Below are 23,117 nucleotides of genomic sequence, written 5' to 3'. Positions count from 1 at the left end.
TTCTCTGCCTCGGATCATGAAGAAGCGGAGATGGATATTAGCAATAACAATTGGTAAAATCTAATTATATGCAGTGCATTATTATCACATTCGTCATCTTCTTCGCCCTCCGGCTGGTTTCTCTCTCTTATTCCATCCGCAACGAGAAACGCATCCTGAAAAAGGGAGCAGTACAATACGGCAAGTTGAACTCGCTTTTACTGACTTTGGCGCATATAGCATACTATTTTTCCTCCCTGTACGAAGCTTATGCTTCGGGTAGCGGATTCAATTATTTCTCAGTATGGGGTGTTGCCGTTATGGGGTTTGCCTATGCAATGCTGTTTTACGTCATCTATAAGTTGAGAGATGTTTGGACGGTAAAACTATATATCGTTCCCAATCAGCGCATAGAGAGAAGTTTCCTTTTCAGGACGGTGCGTCATCCTAACTATTACCTGAATATCTTGCCCGAGCTGATCGGGGTGGCTCTGCTCTGTAATGCGTGGCATACCTTGGCAATCGGACTGCCGGTTTATATCTGTTTTCTTGCCATACGCATCCGGCAGGAAGAGAAAGCCATGACCGATTTGTGGAAAAACAGATAAAAAACGGTCTATTGTCAGCTATGCGCTCATCATCTTGGGCGCATTGCTGATTTACGGAATGCCGTTTCTGACCTTTATGTTCATAGCTCCCTTCATCTTGCTGCTCTTGTTTATGATAAAATACCGTATTGAAATTTATAAATTCAGGAGAAACAGCAATGACTAATACACTAAGAGTAGAAAGAGCCATCAAGCAGATGACGCAGCAACAACTGGCAGATGCCATAGGAGTGAGCCGGCAGACAATCAATGCCATAGAGTCGGGAAAATACATCCCTTCCACGCTGTTGGCACTGAAAATATCCCGGATATTCGGGAAGCCGGTAAACGAGATTTTCCTTTTGGAAGAAAAAGACGAATAGGCAGCCGGCAGACGTCAGCCCATAGGGCGGCAGCGTATCAGCACTTTCTTCTCGTCGGCCAGCGTGGTGGCGAAGAAGTAAACATCACCGCCCTCTGTCAGCTTCAACCGTTTGCGCAGCTCGGCAACAGAAGAGGGGAAATTGCGCACTGTGAGATTTCCCCTCTTTGCTACGCCCAACAGTTCTTTTATCTCTTTCTTGCCGAAACCGCAACTGCCGAGAACCTGAAACTTACGGCCGGGAAAGTCGGATATATATTCGTCGGAAGTGTAAAGGTGGCTGTTGGGGTGTAACTTCTCTACCTTATATATATGAGAAACGCAACGGAAAGCTCCACCTTTCAGGATGGAGGCGTTCGACTCGTAAAGATAGGTCTGCGGCACAGAGGCAAACCGGCACGTGCTCTCCTTCTCCTGCCGACGGCAGAAGGTAAGAGTTTGGGCTAAGCCTGCACCGGTGAGGTTGGTGCAATGAATGGGAATAACATCCGTCGGCAAGGTTTCGCTGCGCCCCAATACGAGCAACAACTCCTTGCACTCGTTGTTTACCGAAATGATATGAGCCTCCTGCACATGCTTCAAATTGTTCAAAGCAAGTGCCAGGTCCAACATGGGCGACAGTTTAATCAATACATGCTCCGCTTTTTCGAGCAGCAGTTCTTCCAAAGCAGCGACATCCGGTTCGCAGTCGCTGATAGCCACGACCTTTCCTCCTTGTCCGTCACGACGGGCAGGGTCGATGAAAATCCAGTCGGCAGGCTGCATCTGTTGCAGATGCCGGATACAGTCATCGTGACAGACAGTTATGTGCTTCAAACCTAAAAGCGGAAAGTTATGCACGGCTATGTCGCAAAGAGCTTCTTGCCTCTCCACGTAGGTGGCCTCCCGGAAACAGGCAGAAAGAAAAGCGCAGTCTATTCCGAAACCTCCCGTCAAATCGGTAAACGTACCCTCTACTTCATCCGGAATCTTATTCTCCGAGGCAGAGGCATGCCTTATCCGGCGGATGATGTCTGCCTTATGACGCGCCGTCGATTCCGACGAACATTGTTCCAAAGAGAGGTGGACGGGATAGAGAATGCCTTCTTGCTCCGCCCATGCAGGCACTTTCTCTCTGACCGTCTGTCGCCCGGCTATTTGCGTGATGGCGGCAGGCATATCTACGGTAGGATACTTGCCGGTTTTCAGGGCAAGCGTTCGCACATCGTCGTTGCGGTGTTCATGGATAAACGCGAGGGTTTCAGGATTGAATGCAGACATAGGAGGTATCTGTTATGAATTCAGCACAAAACGGTTTCTCCACCAATATCCGATGAAGCGCAACCCTGTGCCGAGAAGCGCCAAAGAAAGTCCGGTGTAGAACACGGCGATGAAAGTTTCGGGCAAAAGGCTGTAGACGCGTATCACGACTCCCATCGTAATCATGCACGCCATCACAATCCACCCTTTTACATCGAAGAAAGAGAAAGGGCAGCGCTTCCCCTTTTTCTGCGAAATGCGCAAAGTATATTTCTTGTACAGTCTATGAAAGATAACGCCGAAGAACAAAAAGAATATCAAGCAGGCTTCACCAACCTTAAACAACCAATAGTGCCCGTCATCCATCCAACATATCAGCCCGATGCGCAGGATATTGGCCCCGGCCAGTATCCATATCGTCCCGGCAGTAATGAGAAGGATATTTGGAAATACTCCGTATTTCATATATACAATGATCTTAATGGCTTATAAGAGCCTGTTGAAAATTTTCCAAAAAGGGATATGCCCTAAAAAGAACAAAGAAAAAGAAATCATAAAGAAATAACAAGAAAAAGAGGCAGAAAATGGCAGTGTAAATTGTTTCATCATAGAAAAACAGGCGGGAAAATAAGTCTCACCAAGCATCCACCCTGCGGCTTTACTCTTAAATCTCCTTAACGAAAGCCTTGTAAATCAGTTTTTATTTGTTATTTTGCACCAAATTCGGGGTTGGTGTGCCTTGTCATGATGCGGGGTGCACACTTCCTTGTTGGCAGAACGTTCGATGAATAAACTCACTATAAAAACTTGTCCGTTGTGTGGCGGAACGCATTTGGAGCGTGCCCTGACTTGTGTAGACCATTACGTATCAGGCGAGATGTTCCATCTGTGCCGCTGTCGGGACTGCGGATTTCTCCTTACGCAAGACGCTCCCGAAGAGAGCGAAATCGGACGATATTATGAGGCTTCCGATTATATTTCGCACACGGATACGAAAAAAGGAGCGATGAACTCCGTATATCATTGGGTGCGCAACTACATGCTGAAGCGCAAAGCGGCCCTCGTGATGCGCGAAGCCCACCGCAAGACGGGGAGTCTGCTGGATATAGGTACGGGAACGGGCTACTTTGCCGATGCCATGCAGCGCCGCGGCTGGCGGGTGGAGGCAGTGGAAAAAAGTCCGCAAGCACGCGCATTCGCCAAGGAGCACTTCAATATGGACGTAAAGCCCCATACCGCTTTAAAAGATTTCACTCCGGAGAGTTTCGATGTCATCACCCTGTGGCACGTCATGGAGCATCTGGAACCGCTCAATGAAACATGGGAAACGTTGCATTCCCTGTTGACGGAAAAAGGCGTACTGATTGTGGCAGTGCCCAACAGTTCCTCTTTCGACGCCAAGAAGTACGGCGCCTATTGGGCCGCCTACGATGTGCCCCGCCATTTGTGGCATTTCACCCCCGCCACCATACAGCAATTCGGAGCCAAACACGGATTCATATTGGCCGAGAGGCATCCCATGCCGTTCGACGCTTTCTATGTGTCCATGCTGACGGAACGGCACATGAGGCACTCGTGCACTTTCCTCAAAGGGATGATTGTGGGCACGCTGGCATGGTTCAGTGCGCTGGTGAAGAAAGAGCGCAGCAGTTCGATGATTTACGTGTTCAGAAAAAAATGACGAATGCCTGCCGACGGAAAAGACCGGGAAGCAGGGCGATAACAGATATAAGACAGTGACCGATGAAAGCTAAAAACAACTCGATATCCTATTTTGACATGCAGTTCATCACGTCCAGCATCAGCACGACGTTGGTGTTGCTGCTGTTGGGACTGGTCGTGTTTTTTGTACTGGCAGCCCACAACCTGTCCGTGTACGTCAAAGAAAACATCAGCTTCTCCGTACTCATCAGCGACGACATGAAGGAGGGCGACATCCTGAAACTTCAAAAGAAGCTGGATAAGGAAGCCTTCGTGAAGCAGACGGAATACATCTCCAAGAAGCAGGCCCTGCGCGAGCAGACCGAAGCGATGGGCACCGACCCGCAAGAGTTTCTCGGCTACAACCCTTTCACCGCCTCCATCGAGATAAAGCTGCACTCCGACTACGCCAATTCCGACAGCATCGCCAAAATAGAGAAACTGATCAAGAAGAATACCAATATTCAGGAAGTGCTCTATCAGAAAGACCTGATAGATGCCGTGAACGACAACATACGAAACATCAGCCTGTTGTTGCTGGGACTGGCCGTGATACTGACCTTTATCTCCTTTGCACTGATAAACAACACCATCCGGCTGGCGATATATTCCAAGCGTTTCCTCATCCACACCATGAAGTTGGTGGGGGCAAGCTGGGCATTTATCCGCCGCCCGTTCCTGCGCCGTAACTTCTGGATCGGGGTGCTGGCCGCCTTCATTGCCGACGGCATCTTGTGGGGGGCAGCCTTGTGGCTGGTGTCATACGAACCCGATTTGGTGAAAGTCATCACCCCCGACGTCATGCTGTCGGTATCTCTTGCCGTACTGGTGTTCGGGGTACTCATCACTTGGCTGTGCGCATTGCTTTCCATCAATAAATATCTCAGGATGAAAGCAAGCACGCTGTATTATATATAGGTGCTCCGGGGGCATCGGCGTTTACAACCGGCCTCAACACCCGAAGGACTTTTAAAGGCAAGAGGCAACTTGCACGAAACAATGAACCGTAAAACCGTATAATAGTAAAGACATAAAATGAGTAAAGAGAAATTCGCTTTTGATAAGACCAACTTTATCCTGCTTGCCGTGGGCATGGCGGTGGTAATCATCGGTTTTCTTCTGATGACCGGCCCTGCATCTACGCAGGCTGCTTTCGAGCCGGACATTTTCAGCGCAAGACGCATCAAAGTGGCTCCGGTGGTTTGCCTTTTGGGGTTTGTATTCATGATATACGCCGTGCTGCGCAAGCCTAAGACCAAGAAAGAGGAGGCTGAGGACTGATGGGAGACTTGAGCATATTCGAGGTGATTGTCATCGCCATCGTCGAGGGGCTGACGGAATTCTTGCCGGTATCTTCCACCGGACACATGATAATTGCGCAAAACCTCTTGGGAGTGGAGAGCACGGAATTTGTCAAGGCCTTTACGGTCATCATTCAGTTCGGCGCCATTCTTTCGGTGGTGTGGCTGTACCGGAAACGTTTTTTCCGGCTCAATCCCGTCAAGGTGTTCGATGCTGAAGCAACCGCCGGGAAAGGAACATCCGCAAAACTTGCTATATGGGCCAAGCGTTCCTTGCAGAAGTTCGATTTCTACTGGAAGCTGCTGGTGGCATTTATCCCTGCGGTAGTTCTGGGCTTTTTGTTCAGCGACAAGATAGACCAACTGCTCGAAAGCGTGACGGTGGTTGCCGTTATGCTGGTCGTGGGAGGCGTGTTCATGCAGTTCTGCGACAAGATATTCGATAAAGGCAGCGAAAACACGGTGCTGACCGAGAAGCGTGCTTTCAACATCGGCCTCTTTCAGTGCATTGCCATGATACCGGGTGTATCCCGTTCCATGGCTACCATTGTGGGCGGCATGGCACAGAGGCTGACCCGCAAGCAGGCGGCCGAGTTCTCGTTCTTTCTGGCTGTTCCCACCATGTTTGCCGCCACCGCCTACAAGATGCTGAAACTGTTTCTTGACGGCGGAACGGAAATCATCGTCAACAACATGCCGGCCTTGATAATAGGCAATGTGGTGGCCTTCGTGGTGGCCTTGCTTGCCATCAAGTTCTTCATCAGCTTCGTCACCAAATACGGCTTCAAGGCATTCGGCTGGTATCGCATCGCAGTGGGCGGACTGATATTGATTATGTTGCTGACCGGGCATACACTGGAAATAATGTAAGCATGGATTTCAAAGAAGGAGAAGTATTGTATTTCAATAAGCCGTTGGGATGGACATCGTTCAAGGTTGTGGGACATGCACGCTACCACATCTGCCGGCGGATGAAAGTGAAGAAGCTGAAGGTAGGACATGCCGGTACGCTCGACCCGCTTGCCACGGGTGTGATGATTGTCTGCACGGGCAAGGCCACAAAAAGAATCGAAGAGTTCCAATATCATACCAAGGAGTATGTAGCCACCATACAATTGGGTGCCACCACTCCCTCATACGATTTGGAACATGAGATAGACGCCCGCTACCCCACGGAACACATCACCCGCCGGCTGGTGGAGGAAACCTTGAAGAAATTTATCGGCGAGATAGAGCAAGTGCCTCCCGCATTCTCGGCCTGCATGGTGAATGGCAAACGCGCCTACGACCTTGCCCGCAAAGGCAAGGAGGTGGAGCTGAAGCCCAAACTGCTGGTCATCGACGAGATAGAGTTGCTGGAATGCAACCTGCCCGAAATCAAGGTGCGGGTAGTGTGCAGCAAAGGAACCTATATCCGCGCCTTGGCCCGCGACATCGGCCAAGCATTGGAGAGCGGGGCGCACCTCACGGCTCTTCAACGTACCCGTGTGGGCGATGTACGCATAGAAGACTGCCTCGACCCGCTGGAGTTCAAGGAATGGATAGACGCACAAGAAATAGAAACAGAAGAAAAGAACCAATAGAATTATTAACATCGTGCCGTTGCTTCACGCTTCACCGCCACACAAGCATATCGGCACATTAGCACATATATATAATATGAAACTGTCGCAATTTAAATTCAAGCTTCCCGAAGAGAAGATAGCTTTGCATCCCACGAAGTACAGAGATGAATCGCGCCTGATGGTATTGCACCGCAAGACAGGTAAAATCGAACACAAGACATTCAAGGATATCCTGAATTATTTCGACGACAAGGATGTATTTGTCTTCAACGACACCAAAGTGTTTCCCGCCCGTCTGTACGGCAACAAGGAAAAGACCGGCGCACGCATCGAAGTGTTTCTGTTGCGCGAGCTGAACGAAGAGCTCCGGTTATGGGATGTGCTGGTAGACCCCGCCCGCAAAATCCGTATCGGCAACAAACTTTATTTCGGCGAAGACGATTCGATGGTGGCCGAAGTGATTGACAACACCACTTCGCGCGGACGTACGCTCCGTTTCCTCTACGACGGCCCGCACGATGAATTTAAGAAAGCCCTCTATGCGCTGGGCGAGACACCGTTGCCGCACAGCATCATCAACCGCCCCGTGGAAGCGGAGGATGCCGAGCGTTTCCAATCCATCTTTGCCCGCAACGAAGGAGCGGTAACGGCACCTACCGCCAGTCTGCACTTCAGCCGCGAACTGATGAAACGCATGGAGATAAAAGGTATCGATTTTGCCTACATCACCCTGCACGCAGGATTAGGGAACTTCCGCGACATCGACGTGGAGGACCTCACCAAGCACAAGACCGACTCCGAACAGATGATTGTAAGCGAAGAAGCCGTAAAGAAGGTCAACCATGCCAAAGACATGGGAAAGCAGGTATGCGCCGTAGGAACCACCGTGATGCGCGCCATCGAGAGTACCGTCAGCACGGACGGACATCTGAAGACATACGACGGCTGGACAAACAAATTCATCTTCCCCCCTTACGACTTCACCGTAGCCAACGCCATGGTGTCCAACTTCCACATGCCGCTTTCCACCCTGCTGATGATTGTGGCCGCTTTCGGCGGATACGACCAAGTGATGGAGGCCTACGACGTAGCATTGAAAGAAGGCTACCGCTTCGGCACCTACGGCGACGCGATGCTGATAACCGATAGGTGAAAGTAGCGGCTAATCACTAATGTACTTTTTTTTCAGTCTCGGCACTAATCTCGGCGATAAGGAACAGAACCTGCTTCTTGCCGTACAGAAGATAAAGGAGAAGATAGGGAAAATTCTTTCCTTGTCTTCTTTCTATGCTACTGCCCCGTGGGGATTCACTTCGGAGAACACCTTCCTCAATGCCGCCCTTTGTACGAAAACAGCCTTCCATCCGTTAGAAGTATTGAGAATCACGCAAGAGATAGAGCGTGAGATGGGTCGTGCCCGCAAATCGGTGAATGGCGCGTACAGCGACAGAGTGATAGACATCGACCTGCTGCTCTGCTTCGAATCCGACGGTACGCCCGTCGTGCTCGATACCCCCGAACTGACGCTCCCCCATCCGCTCATGCAGGAACGCGACTTTGTGATGAAGCCGCTGATGGAGATTGCGCCTGAAGTGACCCTCCCCCGCAGTCGGAACAGTCGGTTGACAAGGTCGTTTTAAGATAATTTTCGGAGTGCGCAGGTGGCATGTGCCGCTCCCGGATATGGCCGAAAAGCGGGAAGCCGCATATCGAAAATGCCGCTTCCCGCTTCAAAGTCCGGCTTTCAGGCCGGATTGGGAGAAATGCCCGTTCCGTGTTTATCCGAGCGGGTTCTCGCCTCCTCCCGGTTCGCTGCCCGACTCTCCACCGCCGCCGCTTTCAGCGTCGTTTTTCAGGCAAGTGCTGTTGGCCACGCTTCGGCCATCTTCACTTCGGAAACCGAGGTACACAGCCAAGGCATCACCGCTCCATGCCGCAGGCAGGTCCAGTTGAGCCTTGCCGGCCGAGCGTACGGCAGCATCAATGTCATACATGGCTTCACTCCTTTTCTTGTTGTAGACCAGTAGCATGGCGCAATCCGTGGCTTGCGCATCACCTGTTCCGCTGTTGTCCGTCCAAGTGTACATCACCTTGTTTCCGGTTATGGAAGCTGTGGGATTCACCGCTGTCGTCAGGCTGCCCCGTGTCAGCAATACCTTGTCATAATCTATGGCTAAAGTATCTTTACTGCCGGTCATCGCATTTTTCATGATGTATGACATCGCTGCATTGTATTCCGATTGTGTTTTTGCATACCCCTTGTAGCCGAAGCGTATGAAAGGCGTCATCGTTTTCAGGAAATTATTCGCTATGATGAATTTGGCTCGCTGGTGCCGCTGCTTTTCCGTGTTCGCGTCTTTTATCTTCAAGGCCAATGCCCTCATGTAGCTGGTGCCTTTCCAGTTACTGCCTATCACGGTGCCTACTTTTCCCGAAAATCCTCCGAGAATTCCTCTTGTAATTGTTCCCATTATTAAAAAGTTTTTTGTGTTAATAAAAAGTTTGTGTTGCCGAGGTGGGGATGCCCGAGAAACTTCTGCAGCAATTTCCTTACCTCCTCCGTCCGGCGTGTATCGGTGTTTGTGTTTCCGTTACGCCGGCAAAGATATGGCGCATATTTTTCTCCCGCAAATGAAAAAAGGCAAAAGCGTTCAACAAAATGTTTTTTTGGATTCCATGCACAGCAAATAAAAGCCTCTCCCACCTTCGAAAAAGTGGATATGCACTTTTATCATCTCCGTGTTTACTTCTTGTCCATGGCGAGCATATCAACACGAACATGACAAGAACATGATAAGAACATGATAAGAACATGGTAAGAACATGGTAGGACGAAGAGATGGCATTATAACCCTCCGAATATTTTTACAGATTTTAAATGAAAGAGTAGCGCACTTCAGGATGACGCAGGGGATATATGGCTTAAATTTAGAAGGCAAAAGACAAACACCCTTTGTCGGGTAAAACTTCTACCTCAAGTCGTTGCTCTGCTTGATACATATAGCTCAGATGAGCGGGACACGCTTTTGCCGAATATCAGCTACGAGACCTATCGTTTCCTCCTGAAAACCCTGCAACTGAGAGCAGTAATTGCCATACCCTTGACCACACATGTAGGCCGGCATTCTTTCGGTACGCCGGTATTAGAAGCCGGTGTTCCGATAGAGAATATTGCCAAAATGACGAGACATGCATCGATTGCCAGCACACAAATCTATGCTCAAATCACAGACCGGAAGATTTCAAGGGATATGGACAGACCTATAGAAAAAAGTGCAAGACCAAATGAAAATAAAAGCAATTCCCTGCATGATACCCAATAGAGTTGTGTAATTTTGCACTCGAAAAAGATGGTCTCACATGTGCTATATGAACAAGATAAAGGAAGCATTGAAAGAAGAATGAGCCAAACGGAACTGTCAATTCGTTTGGGGAAAAACTTTAATATGGTCAATCTTTATGTTATCAACAAGCATCAGCCCTCATTGCCAACTCTCTACCAAATAGCAGACATATTGAATATGGACGTAAGAGACCTGTTAGTCCCGAACAAGAAACAAAACATATAATGAAGCTGATAGATATAACTAAAGGGGCGGAGCACGACCTCTGTCTTTTCTCCGAAGAAAAGATTGCAGAATTGGAGTCTCGCATCGTTATCAAAGAGGAGAAAAAGGGTTCCGTTCCCCCTCTCTCTCCGAAAACAAGGGTGTAAATCAATGAGTTACGTGATTTACACCCTTTATTACACCCAAAAAACTTACGGGAAATAAAAAATTGTCCCAAAAATGGTTGCCCCCATACCCAAGCACATAATTTCATAAGTATTCATGCCCTTTACTCCATGAAGACATTTCAACTATTGCATTATATCTTTCCGGAGGTATTTGCAATTATTTTGATGTGATAGATAGGCTCATTCAAAATTTATTTTCCCTTTAATCCTTAATTGAAAATAGGCGTAATGAGACCTCTACAAAAGCCCCACGGTAGAGAACTTTGAAAGATATAACTTGATGATAACCAGGCATGTTTCTTTTGAGCAAACGGAGTTTTGCAGAGGTCTCGTAATTTATTGTTTAGAGAATTACTTAGCTATAATGGTGGAGTCGTACTACAAATCTATTTTACAGTCCTCAGCAATCAGTAATACCTGTTTACTGAGGGCAAGTTGATGTTTTATACTTGTTTATCAAAATTCTTGTCAATGCAAGCAAATTCTTTGACAACATCGTATATTAGTACTTCATTTGCATCGATATCCTCGTCAATACTGATCATCTTTGCCATTAGATCAGCAAAGTGCTCCTTTTGCTCTTTGTCAAACAATTTAATTTGTGCAAGTGCCATCAAGGAATTTTTTTCTTCTATATCTTTATAAGAATCTTCTGATATCTCAAATATCTCTTTAAGCTGATTGAAATAGAAAACTTCACGAGCATCAATGCGTCCGTCAGCATGGATAATATCTAATAAGATACGCATCATGGCAACTTTCTGCTGATAATTAAAAACATTCATATCACTTTATAATTAATAATATTATTTATTTTTGCTTTTCTTCAAGCGTGCTTTTTCGACATCTGGATTATAGCCATATGATATTATCACATTTTTTACGGTCGTATCAAATCGTGTTACAGGTTTGTATCCCAATTTTTCTAACTCTGAACGTTTTTCTTCGTCAAAAACAGGACATACGTCTGCTTTTGTTTTGTTTTGCTTTCTCTTCAGCCATAAAATAGGCCTATTCTGACCTTCGTTGGCATCATTATCCGTAGGGAATAGTTCTTCTTGTTTATATGTATTCTTTGGATTTTGAGTATCAGTAGATGATATTATTCTTGCCTTACTGTCTTTCTGAGATTTATCATCATTTTCTGTACTGCTTGAAGCATCCTGTCCTGTCTCTTCTGAAGGTTCAGGGAATCGAGATAAGGCATTCTCCAAACCCTCATTGATTTTAGACGGAACTTCCTTAACAACAGGTTTCTTAAAGAAAGGCAATTGTTCTGATTCGTAGAAGGCATCATATGTCTTATCATAACCTAATGCAATACCAAGAAGGTAAATTGCGATAGAACATTCAAAGCCCCCAATTTCTTTTGAATAATTGATAAACTCCTCTCTTGGCTTGTGTACCATTCCATCTGCATATTCAGCTTTCAAGTATAAGAACAGAGGAGCTGCGATTGCGAATCTACAGCCAGCTGCTTGTTCCGTCTTCTGATATACTGGCGAGGACTTCACTATCTTTAGTAATAGCTCAAATCGTGGTTTCTGACATGCTTTGAGTTGAGGATATAACTGTGTTGATTCTGCCACTTCACCGCTAAGTTCTTGCTTTTCTAAAAAATTACAGAACACATGAATAAAGTCACAGAAGAAACCAATCATTCCCTTTGGATAATAACTATGTCTTTCATACCTTAGTAGATATGTCCAAATTGATTTTTCGCCAAAAGGTCTTTCATAAGCATACAGCTCACGAAAGACTTCTTGCACTATATCTTGGGTTATTATAGCTTTACATTTTGGCAAATCAGACTTTGGCAAATTAAAAATAGCCCAAAGATTTTTGACTCCTCGCATACTTTGTTTGATACTAAGTTTTTGCTGAAGCTTTAAGAATTTATCTGCCCATGGTGATACACATAGTTGTATGCGAGAATCAAAAGAAATAGACATTTCTTTTTTTGCCTCTTCATCAAAAGTGTAAAGATTACGAACGTTCTCTATATCAATAGAAAAATATTGACTATTATAACTATCTGACACAAAATGAATTATAATATATTCAAATGAATATTCATACATATTCATTTTGGAAGTTAAGGCATCAAAAAGTTCATTGTCATCACTATGTGATGCTATATCTCCATTAAATGAGATGGCATTATTTATAATAAAATGCCCATATTTGAACAAGTCAACAAAGTCTAACTTGCGTACAATTGCTAAATAATCTGTCATAATTAGAAGCCCCAAGTGTTATTACCGCCAAATTGTGGAGTTTGTATTGTTGATGTTATATCAATCTGCGAACAGTTCGACTTAAATGCGTCAAGATAATCGCTTGGATAACCATTATAAGTAATGTATAAATTTTTTCTTGTACGAGTCATTGCTACCATGAATAAAGTTTTTGCAAGAGAATCGTTAGGACAGATATACATACTTGCATTTGCATAAGGAATGAACACATTTTCAAAGTCAAGACCTTTTGCGCTGTGGAATGTCATAATAATTATACGATGATCATTTTCGTCAAAACGGCCATATCCATTTCCAACGTATTGCATTTTAAGCCCCTGTATGCGTAAATGAGAATTCATGGAACCATAATCAATTTTTCCCCAATTATTTGTAGCCTCAACCCATTCTGGTTTACCTGCATCTCTAAGTGCTTGATTGACAAATTGTATTATTTTTGGTGCTGTAGGAATCAAAATGGCTGTAGAATCGCCAACATTAACTGCCTTTGTTGCTTGTTCCATGATGTATTTTACCTCCTTTGCCTCAGAAGGAGCTTCGCAAAGACGAATTTGTGTATCTTCCTTTGTCATATCTCTCTTTGAAGAGAATATGTTCATTCTAGGCAAAAAGCGTTGAACTGCATCTATTATTGAACAAGAAAGTCTATGTATAACCCCCAATTCGTATTGATCTCCATTTATGAGTCTGCCAATTTCTGATGGTGTAACAGTTGCTTCTCTCCAACGTGGATCACTTTCGAATATAGATTGGTTGGAATCTCCAGCTACAATTATATTTGAACTTCTGGCATTCATTTCACGAATAACACGTGGAGTCAAATCTTGAACTTCATCGCAAAGAATGTAATCATAATGGGAGCTGCCCTTCATAAATCCATAAAACGTATCAATAGTTACTTTGTTTGCTAAGCCAATTTCTCTGAAGTCTGCCTTGAACATTTCTACGAGTGACTGGGTAAATACGACAACTAATATGCGGGAATTAGGCTTTTTTGCAAGAATTGTCTTGGCAGAATACGCAAGCAATACAGATTTACCCGAGCCAGCAAACCCTTGAATCCACTGGTTACGAAAACTTAAACTAGAATTGTCAACAAAGGTGCTAACTTTATCAAGAAAGGCTTGCTGCTGAGGGTCCAACTTGTTAATAGGAGGAATGTGCATAATTAACTATTTTGTTGTTAACTTATTTGTTTTTGTCTTTGAAAGATTTTCTGGATCATAATAGGATTCACCTTGTGCCCCTGGAGTAGAAAGACGAATTTCACGCGCAAAATCTTTCTCACCTAATTCTTCTGCAACAGACGCGAACCATCCATATGCATACGACGGTAAAGAATTTGTTTTCCATTGATGTAGATATCTATCGTATACTCTGCGAAATTTTTCCTTTGCCCCATCAATATCTCCTTCAGACTTCTGAATGCGCCCAAGTTCTATGAGTGCTATATCATGATCTGGATCTACGTTAATAGCTCTTTGTAAGCATTCTTTAGCCCGCTTGGGGTCTAGATAACGAAGCGTTGAGCCTAAATTGGCATTAGCATATTTATGATTAGGATTCTCTTCCAATGCTTTTTCGTAGAATTCAATTGCTTTATAAGTAGCTCTGGCATTGTTATAAAGTACAGCTATGCCGTTATACATGTCTGCTTCTGGATATAATTCGTTTTGAAGTTCAAATGTTTCTGCAGCCTTGAATGTATGTCCGGCTTTGTTATAAGCCATTCTCAAGGCTATCAAAGTTTGCTTTGAAGGTACTCCTCCGTTAAGCTCTGCTTCTAAATTAGCTTGTCGTTCTGCTTTTAAAGCTGCACGATCTTCTGTGCTGAGTTCTTTGTTTGCGAATGGATTTAATGGCTCTACATGACATACAACCCCCATACAAGTGGCTCTTGCTATAAGCATCTTATCCGTATTTACTTCGATTGCAAGCTGAATTGGGCTGTTAATAGGAAATCCTGAAGGGAGTGGAGATTCGATTTTAAGATTGAAAAGAAGTTTTCTAACATCTCCAACGCATATTGGCAATTCAACAATTTTCTGGCCTTCTCGACTTGTAACAAGGTCGTCAATTATGATTGTATCACATGGAATTTGGGTTCCTGCGGGAAGAATAACTTTTGAAATCTCATCTTTTGTAATGATAAGAATTGGCTCGCTAGAAATTGGCTGTATAAGACATTTATTCATGCCATTGAATAAAAGGTTATGTATTGCAGTTCCTTGTGATACATGTGTTTGTAGATTCGAAGGTACCAACATTTCGGAATCTTCAAAATAATTCTTTAATGTCTCTTGAATGTAAGGGCTTTGGGCACTTCCTCCAATAAAGAGAATATAATCAATTTCCTCTTTACGAATCTTTGACTTTTTAATTGCACTCTCTATTGGAGAATAAATACTATTATACTCATCCTCCCCTTTAATTCTAGTAGTTTTTCCATAATCATTTTTTAAGAAAACGGTCATAGCTTCGGTCATTTCTTTATTAGTCAAGTAAAAACTACTTTGTTTAAGTTCTCCCTTGTTGGTAAATACCGTCACTTCTGATTCCAATGATGTCTTGGTTCCGTTATACTTTAGTTTTGGTATAACATAATCGTCTGTTAGAGTCGAAAGTGATTTATTTATCATTATTTTTAAGCGCTCTGCTACCTTATACAAAGCAGAAGCAATCTGCTTTTTTTCATTTGTGCGGAATTGATCCATTTTCTTGCCATTTGCTTCTAAGAATCTTGGCATTAGATAATGATAAGTAAGATACCTGTCTATGTCATCCCCTCCTAATTTGGTGAACTTTGAAATAGCAATATTTTTTGAGAAGAATCCGTTTGCACTTTGTCCTATTTCCAATATAGAAATATCACATGTACCACCTCCAAAGTCAAATACCAATACTTTAGAATTATAATTAGGATTTACAAACATTGGTTGCCCTTCAGTTGCGCGAGTAACAGCATAACTAATAAATGCTGCATTAGGCTCATCGATCAGAGCTTGCTTTGAAACTTTCATTTCATTTGACATCAACGCATCAAGAAGATCTTTACGCTGGTTAGCCTCAAATGAAGCAGGAATGCTAACCGCATATGATATGTCTTCGGCTAAATTGTTTTCTTGGCAATATCCTGTAATCAAATATTTAAGATAGGCAAAAAAGACGCGAGCAGCATCCTTGGGATTCCTTATATTGAATGGTGGGATATCACGAAGTTCACTTTCGTAATATTTAGCTCCTAAATCTTCGCCCAATTCCATTTTGAACGAATACCAAATGTTTTTCCCTCTTTTCAATTGGTATTTAAGTTGAGATGCTCCTTCTCCTACAATAATTTGTTTGTTTAACCATGCTATTACAGATGGGATAATCTCTGATGAATAGATAGTTCCATCAGGAAGTTTTTGTTTCAAACGCAGAGACTCTGTATGAATCAAATTGCTATTTTCATCGTATGAAGCAATTGAGACAACTGTAGTTGATGTACCAAAGTCTATGCCTACATATGTTTTGCCTTTCATCAAATCCGTGTTTCTGACAGCAGGCAAAAATGACGATGTTGTTATTATATTCATAATTTCTTATTTCACTAAATCTTTTGGTGACATACTAAGTAAATCCGCCACTTTGAAGATGGTAGCAAGATTAGGTTGTTTGCGATTGCAAACGTAGGCGTTAGTGATGCTGAAGCTCATGCCCAATTCTTTGGCGAGCCACGTTTGGGTAATGCCTCGCTTCTTCAAATGCTCCTTGATGAGGTTGCTATGCTCTTTTTTCTGTCCAATTGAATTTTTTCTATATCCGTTACAGATGCAAATATATGAACTTATACAGAATACAATGAATATAAATTCAGCTTTAACACTGTGGAGAAACGTTTTTCATTTTGACGAAGACATTGTCGACCTACAAGAATATTGGAAATCCCAGCAGGACATATTTAGGCGTAACCTCATCTATGCGCTCATTACCTTTGTAATAAGTTTGGCACACAGGTTCATCAATCCCTGCCATTTCTGCCAATTCTTTAAGATAATCGTTCATCTTCTGATTGGTAATCACTGCCAGTACCTTATCATTTTCAAACACCACATCCTTATACTTATCAAGAATTGCCTTACTGTGATTGTTCAGTTCGATAATCAAACTATCGGAGGTCTTAACCGTTGTAACTTCAATATGGTCGCCTTTAATATCACTTCTGCGGAGATTGAATACATCCGAATAGCGCAAATCTGTGAAGCATTGGAAGAGAAAGACATCACGCAGATAACTAACATAATCATTCAAACCTTGCTCGTCAAAGAACTCAAAGGTAAGTGCTTTACGAAAGTTGGTCAAATGATTCTTCACTGCTGCAAATTTCTCATACGTGGAATCCGTCCAGTTGTTCTGTCGCCCACAATCTTCTACGAAATCACCAAACACCATTTCGCCTGACATAACTCTCCTCCAAAATTCGTTGCTGGTCAGACAATCGATAAAGTATCTTCCCAGCAATCTGCGTGTAGGGGAAAATGCCTTTATCCCGATAGTCCTGCAAGGTGCGGGAAGAGAAGAACAGCCTTTCGCAGGCTGTAATAACCAAATTTTCGTCCAAAGGCAATGCCGAAAACGGAGTAATAAAATATATGCTTGAAGCGCAATTTCCCGTGCCGAAAGAAAATGCCTATAATCAGATCCGGCTATTCGGCTACGGGTAATATCGTTATCAAAGACAAAAAGAACGTACTTTCTATTGAAAACAGATACATCGTATACCAAAACGATTGGCTGTTTATGAAAGATGGCAACCCCCTTCTTTGTTTATAGAATGTTAATACCGCTTGCAGAAAGAGGAGTTTGAGAAGAAAGCATTATCTTTGCGCCCGTAAAATGATATGTGGAAAGATTTGAGTAGCTTGCAACCACAGAAAAAAATGCTAAAAACACATCCTTTTCTGACGGCTTCCTGCCCGGCGCATCTGCTCATTGTCCACTTCCACCTCTCATTCAACCATCAATTATCAACCATTAATTATCATTGAAGAAATGGGCTATTTATTCACATCCGAATCGGTGTCTGAAGGGCACCCCGACAAAGTGGCCGATCAAATATCGGACGCTGTGCTTGACAAACTGTTGGCTTATGACCCCAGTTCGAAAGTAGCTTGCGAAACTCTGGTCACTACCGGACAGGTGGTGCTGGCGGGCGAAGTGAAAACAAAGGCGTACGTCGACCTGCAACTCATCGCACGCGAAGTAATCAAGAAAATCGGCTATACAAAAGGCGAGTATATGTTCGAGAGTAACTCGTGCGGCGTGCTGAGCGCCATTCACGAGCAAAGTCCCGACATCAACCGGGGCGTGGAACGGCAAGACCCCATGGAACAGGGAGCCGGAGACCAAGGCATGATGTTCGGCTATGCCACCAACGAAACGGAAAACTACATGCCGCTCTCGCTCGACCTTGCGCACCGCATCTTGCAGGTGTTGGCCGACATCCGTCGCGAGGGCAAGACGATGACCTACCTCCGCCCCGACGCCAAGAGCCAAGTAACCATAGAGTACGACGACAACGGAACCCCCGTCCGCATAGACACCATCGTGGTTTCTACGCAGCACGACGACTTTGTGCAACCTGCCGACGAGAGCGAAGCCGCACAACTGAAGGCCGACGAGGAGATGCTGGCCGTCATCCGCAAGGACGTCATCGAAGTGCTGATGCCGCGCGTCATCGCCTCCATCCATGCCGAAAAGGTGCTGGCATTGTTCAACGACCGCATCACGTATCACGTCAACCCCACCGGAAAATTCGTCATCGGCGGACCTCACGGAGATACCGGACTGACGGGACGCAAGATTATCGTAGACACGTATGGCGGCAAGGGTGCTCACGGCGGCGGCGCTTTCTCCGGGAAAGACCCTTCGAAGGTAGACCGCAGCGCGGCGTATGCGGCACGCCACATTGCCAAGAATCTGGTGGCCGCCGGCGTGGCGGACGAGATGCTGGTGCAGGTGTCGTATGCCATCGGCGTGGCACGCCCCATCAACATCTTTGTAGATACTTACGGCCGCAGCCACGTAGGCATGAGCGACGGTGAGATTGCCCGGAAAATAGACGAACTGTTCGACCTCCGTCCGAAAGCCATCGAAGAGCGCCTCAAGCTACGCAATCCCATCTATCAGGAGACGGCTGCCTACGGACACATGGGACGCGAACCGCAAACCGTGGTGAAGCACTTCCGCAGCCGCTACGAGGGCGACAAGGAAGTAGAGGTGGAACTCTTCACTTGGGAGAAACTGGACTATGTAGACAAGGTGAAGGCGGCATTCGGCCTTTGATAGGCGTTAGAGATTAGACGTCTACCATCTACCGTCTGCTCACCGCTGATTACTGCTGCCGTTGCCTCCACCAGCCGGTACTTGCGGCACACTTTGAAAAAGATTGCCAAGCACTTGTAGGGATAAATTTTATCCCTACTTTTGTTGTGTGTAACTAAAGAGATGAAACATGCCTACTATCTTTGAGATATTTGGACTTCGGTTCTTTTTCTTTTCAGAAGACCACACTCCAATTCACGTACACGTGGTAAAAGGAGATGACGATGCAAAGATTCAAATCGAACCTGAGATCACACGGGCTGAAAGCAAAAGACTTAAAGCGAGCTTTGGAACTTACTGAGATGTATAGAGACGATATCATAGGAAAGTGGAACGAATATCACTAAAACAAGGAAAATATGGAAACAATTAAGGGTGTTTGGTTTGAGAATGAGAGGATTTACATGCTTTCAAGCGACGATAAGGTATACAGTCGTCCTTTAGAGGCTTTCCCTTTATTAAAGGACGCTACCGAAAGCCAACGTAAACGCTACACCTTAAAGATGAGGGGCGAAGCGCTCCGCTGGGCTGAATTGGATGAGGATATACACATATCGAGCTTTTATGACACGGAAGAACCTATGTACGACAATGAGGTGGCAAAGATATTCAATCATTTTCCGCAACTGAATGTGTCCGAGGTGGCACGCAATTTGGGTATAAACAAGAGCCTGCTCTCTAAATATATTTACGGTATAAAGAAGCCGAGTGAGGAACGGATTAACCAAATCAAGGAAGCTTTGCATGCATTGGGTAAAGAACTGGCTGCTGTATAGTCTCCAAAAACCGTGCCGATCATCCACATAACTTTTCGTCAAAGTTAAGTCTTTACCTCTCTCTACCCTTTCATGCTTAATCACTTACCGCAAATTACTGCTGCCGTCGCCTCCACTAACCGGTACTTGCGGCACACCTCGCGGATGATTTTCTGCGGGATGTCCGTCACCATCGGATGCTTCTGTCCATCTCCGCAAACCACGTGCCGGAGGGGCAGTTGCGGATATATGGCGTGCAATATCAGGGCCGAGCGGTCATAGGCTGTGGGCGATGCGCCCGTCATGTCGATGTTTATCAGGCAGCTCTTGCGGAATTTCGCCGCACGTATTCTTTTGATAGTTCGATAGGGGGCCATGGTAGTAGTGTTTAACGGTTAGTCGATGAGCGGTTAACGATGGGTGATGAACGGTTAACGATGAGTGGTGAACGGTGAGTGATAAGTGGTGAGCGCTGTTCGTGTGGCTTTGAACCTTTCTGTTTTTCACTCACCACTCACTAATCGCTCACCACTGACAACTAACCACTAACCGCTAACCGCTAACAATCGCTAACCAAGCGGATTCTCTCCCTGGCCGCCCGAGCCGCTGCCGCCGCCTGTACCGCCGCCCGGTGCAGGCGTCGGCAGTCCTTTGGCCTTGCGGTAGTCGGCCAGCGAGGCGTAGTTGATTTTGTTTTCCAGTACGCCGCTATTCTCATAGCTGATGCCTTGCAAAGTTCTCTCACGCAGTTCTTTGGCGGGGGTGAAGACGATGCGGGGCGATTTTATCATCTGCCCGGCGTTGAACTTGTCGATGTCTTCCACGCCCTCACTCTTGAAGGTGAGGCGGAATGTACCCATGCCGGGCACGTTCACCGTGTGACCCTGCTGAAGCTGTTGCGGAATGAAGGCTGCCAGCAGCTCCATGGCGGCCTCCATCTCGATGGGTGCCGTGGTGGTGTTCTCCGTGGCGGCACGGGTCAGGGCTTTCTGTGCCAACGGCTTTGCACTGTTGGGCGTGGCATACCATTTGGCGGGTTCGCTTTTCTTTTGCGGATTTTTCTTCCGCACTAATTTGTAATTTACACTCATAGTTTGATCTCCTATTTGTTAAATGGTTAATAAAAATATATTACATCCTTGCGAATGACTCTCTTTCTTCGGTTCATACCCCGCGATGACATACGTATCTCAGTGGTGATGACATACGTATGTCGTGCGTGACGAGACACGTATGTCTTGCCTCATGAGATACGTATGTCGTGACCACTGAGATACGTATGTCACGAGCAGGTAGATACGCATACCGCAACCGGGTTTGTATATGTTTCATTGTCAGCATAATACGCACATACAAAGTCGTTATTTCCGTATCATCGGAGCATCCTGTTTATGAGATAACTCTCTTCTTCGGACGGCATACACCGATAAATTTGCTTGTTACCTCAGATTGCACGATAACAAAATAATCCTTACAAATAATAATTGATGCGGTCGCTTCGCTCCTTTTATTCTTGGCATGGCCTCACCCCGAAGCCGGCGCTGCGGCACTGGTAGCCGTACAGCGGGCGCACGTAGAACGAACGGAAGGTCAGGTAGCACCCGTAGTACGTGCCGTTCGGCCCCGCCAGCCAATAGTAGACGTGGCTCCCCACGTTGATGGGCACTGCGGAATTGTAGTACCGAAAGCCCGACGCGGGGAAAAACACGGTATCGCCGGTGAAGTTCAGGCCGCAATGGAAGTTCCAACCATTGTTCCAAGACCCCTGCACATTGAACTCAGAAGAGCTGTCCGCGTATTGTCCCGTTGTGGTGAAGCCGGTGTAGACATTGTTCGGAGGCATTTTGTATCCTGCGGGGCAAGGGTCGTAGATGGTCTTTACAACAGGGTTGTCGTTGGCGGTGTAGGCGGTGTAGACGGTGTTGTCCGCACTCCAAAGGTTGGCGTATTCATAATCCATATTACTATTCGTACAGAACGTGTTAGGCCGGGTGATACCGGAGGTGATGCAGGCATTATAGTATAAGAAACTGCTTGTTGGGGGAGTCTGGTTGGTCTTGACATTCCCACCGGCATCGTACCAAGTCTTATTGATTTCCTGCACAAGCACTCCCACGAACGGGTCTTTACGACCCCACTGGTAATAAGTGTTGTTCCCAAATTCCGTAATGGTATGCGCTTTCTGCTTCACGGTGATGGTCTGTGTCGCACCTGTTCCGGTCTGCCTGAAGCGCACCTGCACCGTGCGTTCGGCGTAGATTTCCTCCTTCTCGTCGCACCAGCCGAGGTTCACGGCCATAATCTTGTACCTATGGCCCTGATAGTTGGTGATTTCCTTGTCGGGTGTGGTGGTTGTCCCCGTTGTGCCGGGCCTGTAGTCAGTCACCCAGATGTGCCAGCTCCAAAGCACGGTGTTCGATGCGTCACGCACTGCCACCACGGCGTTGCCCTGGTGGATGGTGGCCTGATTGACGGTGAACGTGAGGAAATGACCGTCGGAAGAGAGAGCCACATCCGTCACGAGGTTCGCCTCGTCCTGCCAGACCAGCGTGCAGCTATTGGGAGTGCAGTTTGCATTGTTGTAAATATAAGGATTGGTAATTCCTGCACCGAGGTGGTTGATAAACGGATTCAGCACATTGCTTCCGCTTGCCGTCGAGGTATATGCCGACGTATTCCATCCCGGATTCGGGCCTCCGGGCACCTTGACGTAATCCACCGCGTTGCCGTAAACCAAGGGCAGGCGGTACGTTCCCGGAGCGTTCACAATGTAGCAGTTGGCGGTGCGCATCGGGGCGGTGTTGCCCTGATAGTCGTGCGTGGAGAGGTCGTGGTTGCTAACGGGTGCGGCGTTCCGCAACGCCTCGGTGTGCGGGTCGGCAGGGGCACTGTTCACCTGCGGGGCCACGCCTGCCGTATGGTTCGTCGGCCCGGTGTCTCCCGCCCCGCTCTCGGTGAACGTCGTCAGCCACGCCGGTTTGGTGCTGCTCCAGTTCAGCCCGTTGTCCGTGGAGTACTCCACCGTCCACGCCATGGGCAGCGTCTTCGTTGCGTCTCCCGGACGTGTCACCTCCAGATAGCTGGATACGGTGTAGTTCTGCGTGCCTCCCGTATGCTCAAAGTCACCCGGGGCGATGACGTTCAGCTTCGCCTCCACCGAGATGCTCGACGTGCTGATGCGGTAGGTCACCGTCTTGCCCATAGGCCATGCCTTACCCGCTATGCTTGCCGTGAGCGTGCGCTGCGTG

The 23,117-nt window shown here is 46.2% G+C and carries 24 protein-coding genes and 4 pseudogenes; 15 read left to right on the top strand and 13 right to left on the bottom strand.

The features are described from left to right. Positions 1-68 precede the first annotated feature (68 nt). Positions 69-587, top strand: a complete 519-nt coding sequence (locus EV202_RS03505) for an isoprenylcysteine carboxyl methyltransferase family protein (RefSeq protein ID WP_106069540.1) — start codon at positions 69-71, stop codon at positions 585-587. Positions 588-745: 158 nt separating this feature from the next. Further along, positions 746-949, top strand: a complete 204-nt coding sequence (locus EV202_RS03500; RefSeq protein ID WP_106069542.1) for a helix-turn-helix transcriptional regulator — start codon at positions 746-748, stop codon at positions 947-949. A 14-nt stretch (positions 950-963) separates the two neighbouring features. Here the strand turns inward: EV202_RS03500 and EV202_RS03495 are convergent, their stop codons facing one another. Both EV202_RS03495 and EV202_RS03490 read right to left on the bottom strand, forming a co-directional pair. After that, a complete protein-coding gene (locus tag EV202_RS03495; protein WP_131925471.1) occupies positions 964-2,208 on the bottom strand; it encodes a class I SAM-dependent methyltransferase in 1,245 nt (414 codons plus the stop codon). Positions 2,209-2,220: 12 nt separating this feature from the next. Then, positions 2,221-2,652 (bottom strand): hypothetical protein, encoded by a 432-nt coding sequence (locus tag EV202_RS03490; protein ID WP_131925469.1) that lies wholly within the window; start codon positions 2,650-2,652, stop codon positions 2,221-2,223. Between the two features lie 319 nt (positions 2,653-2,971). Between EV202_RS03490 and EV202_RS03485 the strand changes: the two genes are divergently transcribed. The 7 genes from EV202_RS03485 (at position 2,972) to folK (ending at position 8,394) form a co-directional block, all read left to right on the top strand. Then, complete coding sequence (locus EV202_RS03485; protein WP_131925467.1) at positions 2,972-3,868, top strand: class I SAM-dependent methyltransferase; 897 nt, start codon at positions 2,972-2,974, stop codon at positions 3,866-3,868. 62 nt (positions 3,869-3,930) lie between these two features. Next, complete coding sequence (locus EV202_RS03480; protein WP_125239611.1) at positions 3,931-4,806, top strand: cell division protein FtsX; 876 nt, start codon at positions 3,931-3,933, stop codon at positions 4,804-4,806. 117 nt (positions 4,807-4,923) lie between these two features. Then, positions 4,924-5,169 carry a DUF3098 domain-containing protein gene (locus tag EV202_RS03475; RefSeq protein ID WP_106069546.1) on the top strand — a complete coding sequence of 82 codons (246 nt, stop codon included), beginning with the start codon at positions 4,924-4,926 and terminating at the stop codon, positions 5,167-5,169. Next, positions 5,169-6,059, top strand: a complete 891-nt coding sequence (locus tag EV202_RS03470; RefSeq protein ID WP_131925465.1) for an undecaprenyl-diphosphate phosphatase — start codon at positions 5,169-5,171, stop codon at positions 6,057-6,059. Before EV202_RS03475 ends, EV202_RS03470 begins: the two co-directional genes overlap by 1 nt. A gap of 2 nt (positions 6,060-6,061) precedes the next feature. Beyond that, positions 6,062-6,772, top strand: a complete 711-nt coding sequence (gene truB, locus EV202_RS03465) for a tRNA pseudouridine(55) synthase TruB (RefSeq protein ID WP_131925463.1) — start codon at positions 6,062-6,064, stop codon at positions 6,770-6,772. 76 nt (positions 6,773-6,848) lie between these two features. After that, positions 6,849-7,907, top strand: a complete 1,059-nt coding sequence (gene queA, locus EV202_RS03460; protein ID WP_131925461.1) for a tRNA preQ1(34) S-adenosylmethionine ribosyltransferase-isomerase QueA — start codon at positions 6,849-6,851, stop codon at positions 7,905-7,907. Between the two features lie 19 nt (positions 7,908-7,926). Further along, positions 7,927-8,394: a 2-amino-4-hydroxy-6-hydroxymethyldihydropteridine diphosphokinase gene (gene folK / locus EV202_RS03455; protein WP_131925459.1), complete on the top strand. Its 468-nt coding sequence runs from the start codon at positions 7,927-7,929 to the stop codon at positions 8,392-8,394. A gap of 138 nt (positions 8,395-8,532) precedes the next feature. Here folK and EV202_RS03450 read toward each other — a convergent pair whose 3' ends face one another. After that, positions 8,533-9,225, bottom strand: a complete 693-nt coding sequence (locus tag EV202_RS03450; protein WP_131925457.1) for a DUF6266 family protein — start codon at positions 9,223-9,225, stop codon at positions 8,533-8,535. Positions 9,226-9,660: 435 nt separating this feature from the next. Here EV202_RS03450 and EV202_RS03445 point away from each other — a divergent pair. From EV202_RS03445 to EV202_RS15010, 3 genes and pseudogenes are all read left to right on the top strand, one after another. Further along, positions 9,661-10,077: pseudogene (locus EV202_RS03445) on the top strand (tyrosine-type recombinase/integrase); the annotation flags it as partial. Between the two features lie 27 nt (positions 10,078-10,104). Beyond that, the gene (locus EV202_RS03440) at positions 10,105-10,323 is read left to right on the top strand and encodes a helix-turn-helix domain-containing protein (RefSeq protein ID WP_394364503.1); all 219 of its coding nucleotides are present in this window, start codon (positions 10,105-10,107) and stop codon (positions 10,321-10,323) included. Then, positions 10,323-10,469, top strand: coding sequence for a hypothetical protein (locus EV202_RS15010; RefSeq protein WP_165899389.1), 147 nt, complete (start codon positions 10,323-10,325; stop codon positions 10,467-10,469). Before EV202_RS03440 ends, EV202_RS15010 begins: the two co-directional genes overlap by 1 nt. Positions 10,470-10,933: 464 nt before the next feature. Here the strand turns inward: EV202_RS15010 and EV202_RS03435 are convergent, their stop codons facing one another. The 7 genes and pseudogenes from EV202_RS03435 to EV202_RS15230 form a co-directional block, all read right to left on the bottom strand. Next, entirely contained in the window at positions 10,934-11,275 is a 342-nt protein-coding gene (locus EV202_RS03435; RefSeq protein ID WP_131925453.1) for a hypothetical protein, read from the bottom strand. Positions 11,276-11,296: 21 nt separating this feature from the next. After that, positions 11,297-12,727: a hypothetical protein gene (locus tag EV202_RS03430; protein WP_131925451.1), complete on the bottom strand. Its 1,431-nt coding sequence runs from the start codon at positions 12,725-12,727 to the stop codon at positions 11,297-11,299. Positions 12,728-12,729: 2 nt separating this feature from the next. Beyond that, positions 12,730-13,914: a 3'-5' exonuclease gene (locus EV202_RS03425; protein ID WP_131925449.1), complete on the bottom strand. Its 1,185-nt coding sequence runs from the start codon at positions 13,912-13,914 to the stop codon at positions 12,730-12,732. A gap of 6 nt (positions 13,915-13,920) precedes the next feature. Beyond that, positions 13,921-16,326 carry an Hsp70 family protein gene (locus tag EV202_RS03420; RefSeq protein ID WP_131925447.1) on the bottom strand — a complete coding sequence of 802 codons (2,406 nt, stop codon included), beginning with the start codon at positions 16,324-16,326 and terminating at the stop codon, positions 13,921-13,923. A 6-nt stretch (positions 16,327-16,332) separates the two neighbouring features. After that, a complete protein-coding gene (locus EV202_RS03415; protein ID WP_131925581.1) occupies positions 16,333-16,536 on the bottom strand; it encodes a helix-turn-helix domain-containing protein in 204 nt (67 codons plus the stop codon). A gap of 139 nt (positions 16,537-16,675) precedes the next feature. Further along, positions 16,676-17,179 (bottom strand): annotated as a pseudogene (locus EV202_RS03410) (site-specific integrase); the annotation flags it as partial. After that, positions 17,169-17,324: pseudogene (locus EV202_RS15230) on the bottom strand (helix-turn-helix domain-containing protein); the annotation flags it as partial. The pseudogenes EV202_RS15230 and EV202_RS03410, both read right to left, overlap by 11 nt. Positions 17,325-17,782: 458 nt before the next feature. Here EV202_RS15230 and metK point away from each other — a divergent pair. The 3 genes from metK to EV202_RS03390 all read left to right on the top strand — a co-directional run bounded on the left by metK (position 17,783) and on the right by EV202_RS03390 (position 19,890). Next, entirely contained in the window at positions 17,783-19,075 is a 1,293-nt protein-coding gene (metK, locus tag EV202_RS03400) for a methionine adenosyltransferase (protein ID WP_131925445.1), read from the top strand. Positions 19,076-19,244: 169 nt separating this feature from the next. Further along, positions 19,245-19,415: a DUF4160 domain-containing protein gene (locus EV202_RS03395; RefSeq protein WP_234878234.1), complete on the top strand. Its 171-nt coding sequence runs from the start codon at positions 19,245-19,247 to the stop codon at positions 19,413-19,415. 58 nt (positions 19,416-19,473) lie between these two features. Next, a complete protein-coding gene (locus EV202_RS03390) occupies positions 19,474-19,890 on the top strand; it encodes a DUF2442 domain-containing protein (RefSeq protein ID WP_131925443.1) in 417 nt (138 codons plus the stop codon). Positions 19,891-19,970: 80 nt separating this feature from the next. Here the strand turns inward: EV202_RS03390 and EV202_RS03385 are convergent, their stop codons facing one another. From EV202_RS03385 to EV202_RS15005, 3 genes and pseudogenes are all read right to left on the bottom strand, one after another. Beyond that, complete coding sequence (locus EV202_RS03385; RefSeq protein ID WP_131925441.1) at positions 19,971-20,246, bottom strand: hypothetical protein; 276 nt, start codon at positions 20,244-20,246, stop codon at positions 19,971-19,973. 192 nt (positions 20,247-20,438) lie between these two features. Then, positions 20,439-20,960: an HU family DNA-binding protein gene (locus EV202_RS03380; RefSeq protein WP_131925439.1), complete on the bottom strand. Its 522-nt coding sequence runs from the start codon at positions 20,958-20,960 to the stop codon at positions 20,439-20,441. Between the two features lie 416 nt (positions 20,961-21,376). After that, a pseudogene (locus tag EV202_RS15005) lies at positions 21,377-23,117 on the bottom strand (fimbrillin family protein); the annotation flags it as partial.

Source organism: Prevotella heparinolytica (genome assembly GCF_004342845.1).
Classification (GTDB): domain Bacteria; phylum Bacteroidota; class Bacteroidia; order Bacteroidales; family Bacteroidaceae; genus Bacteroides; species Bacteroides heparinolyticus.
This window is presented reverse-complemented; position numbering and strand designations above follow the sequence as displayed.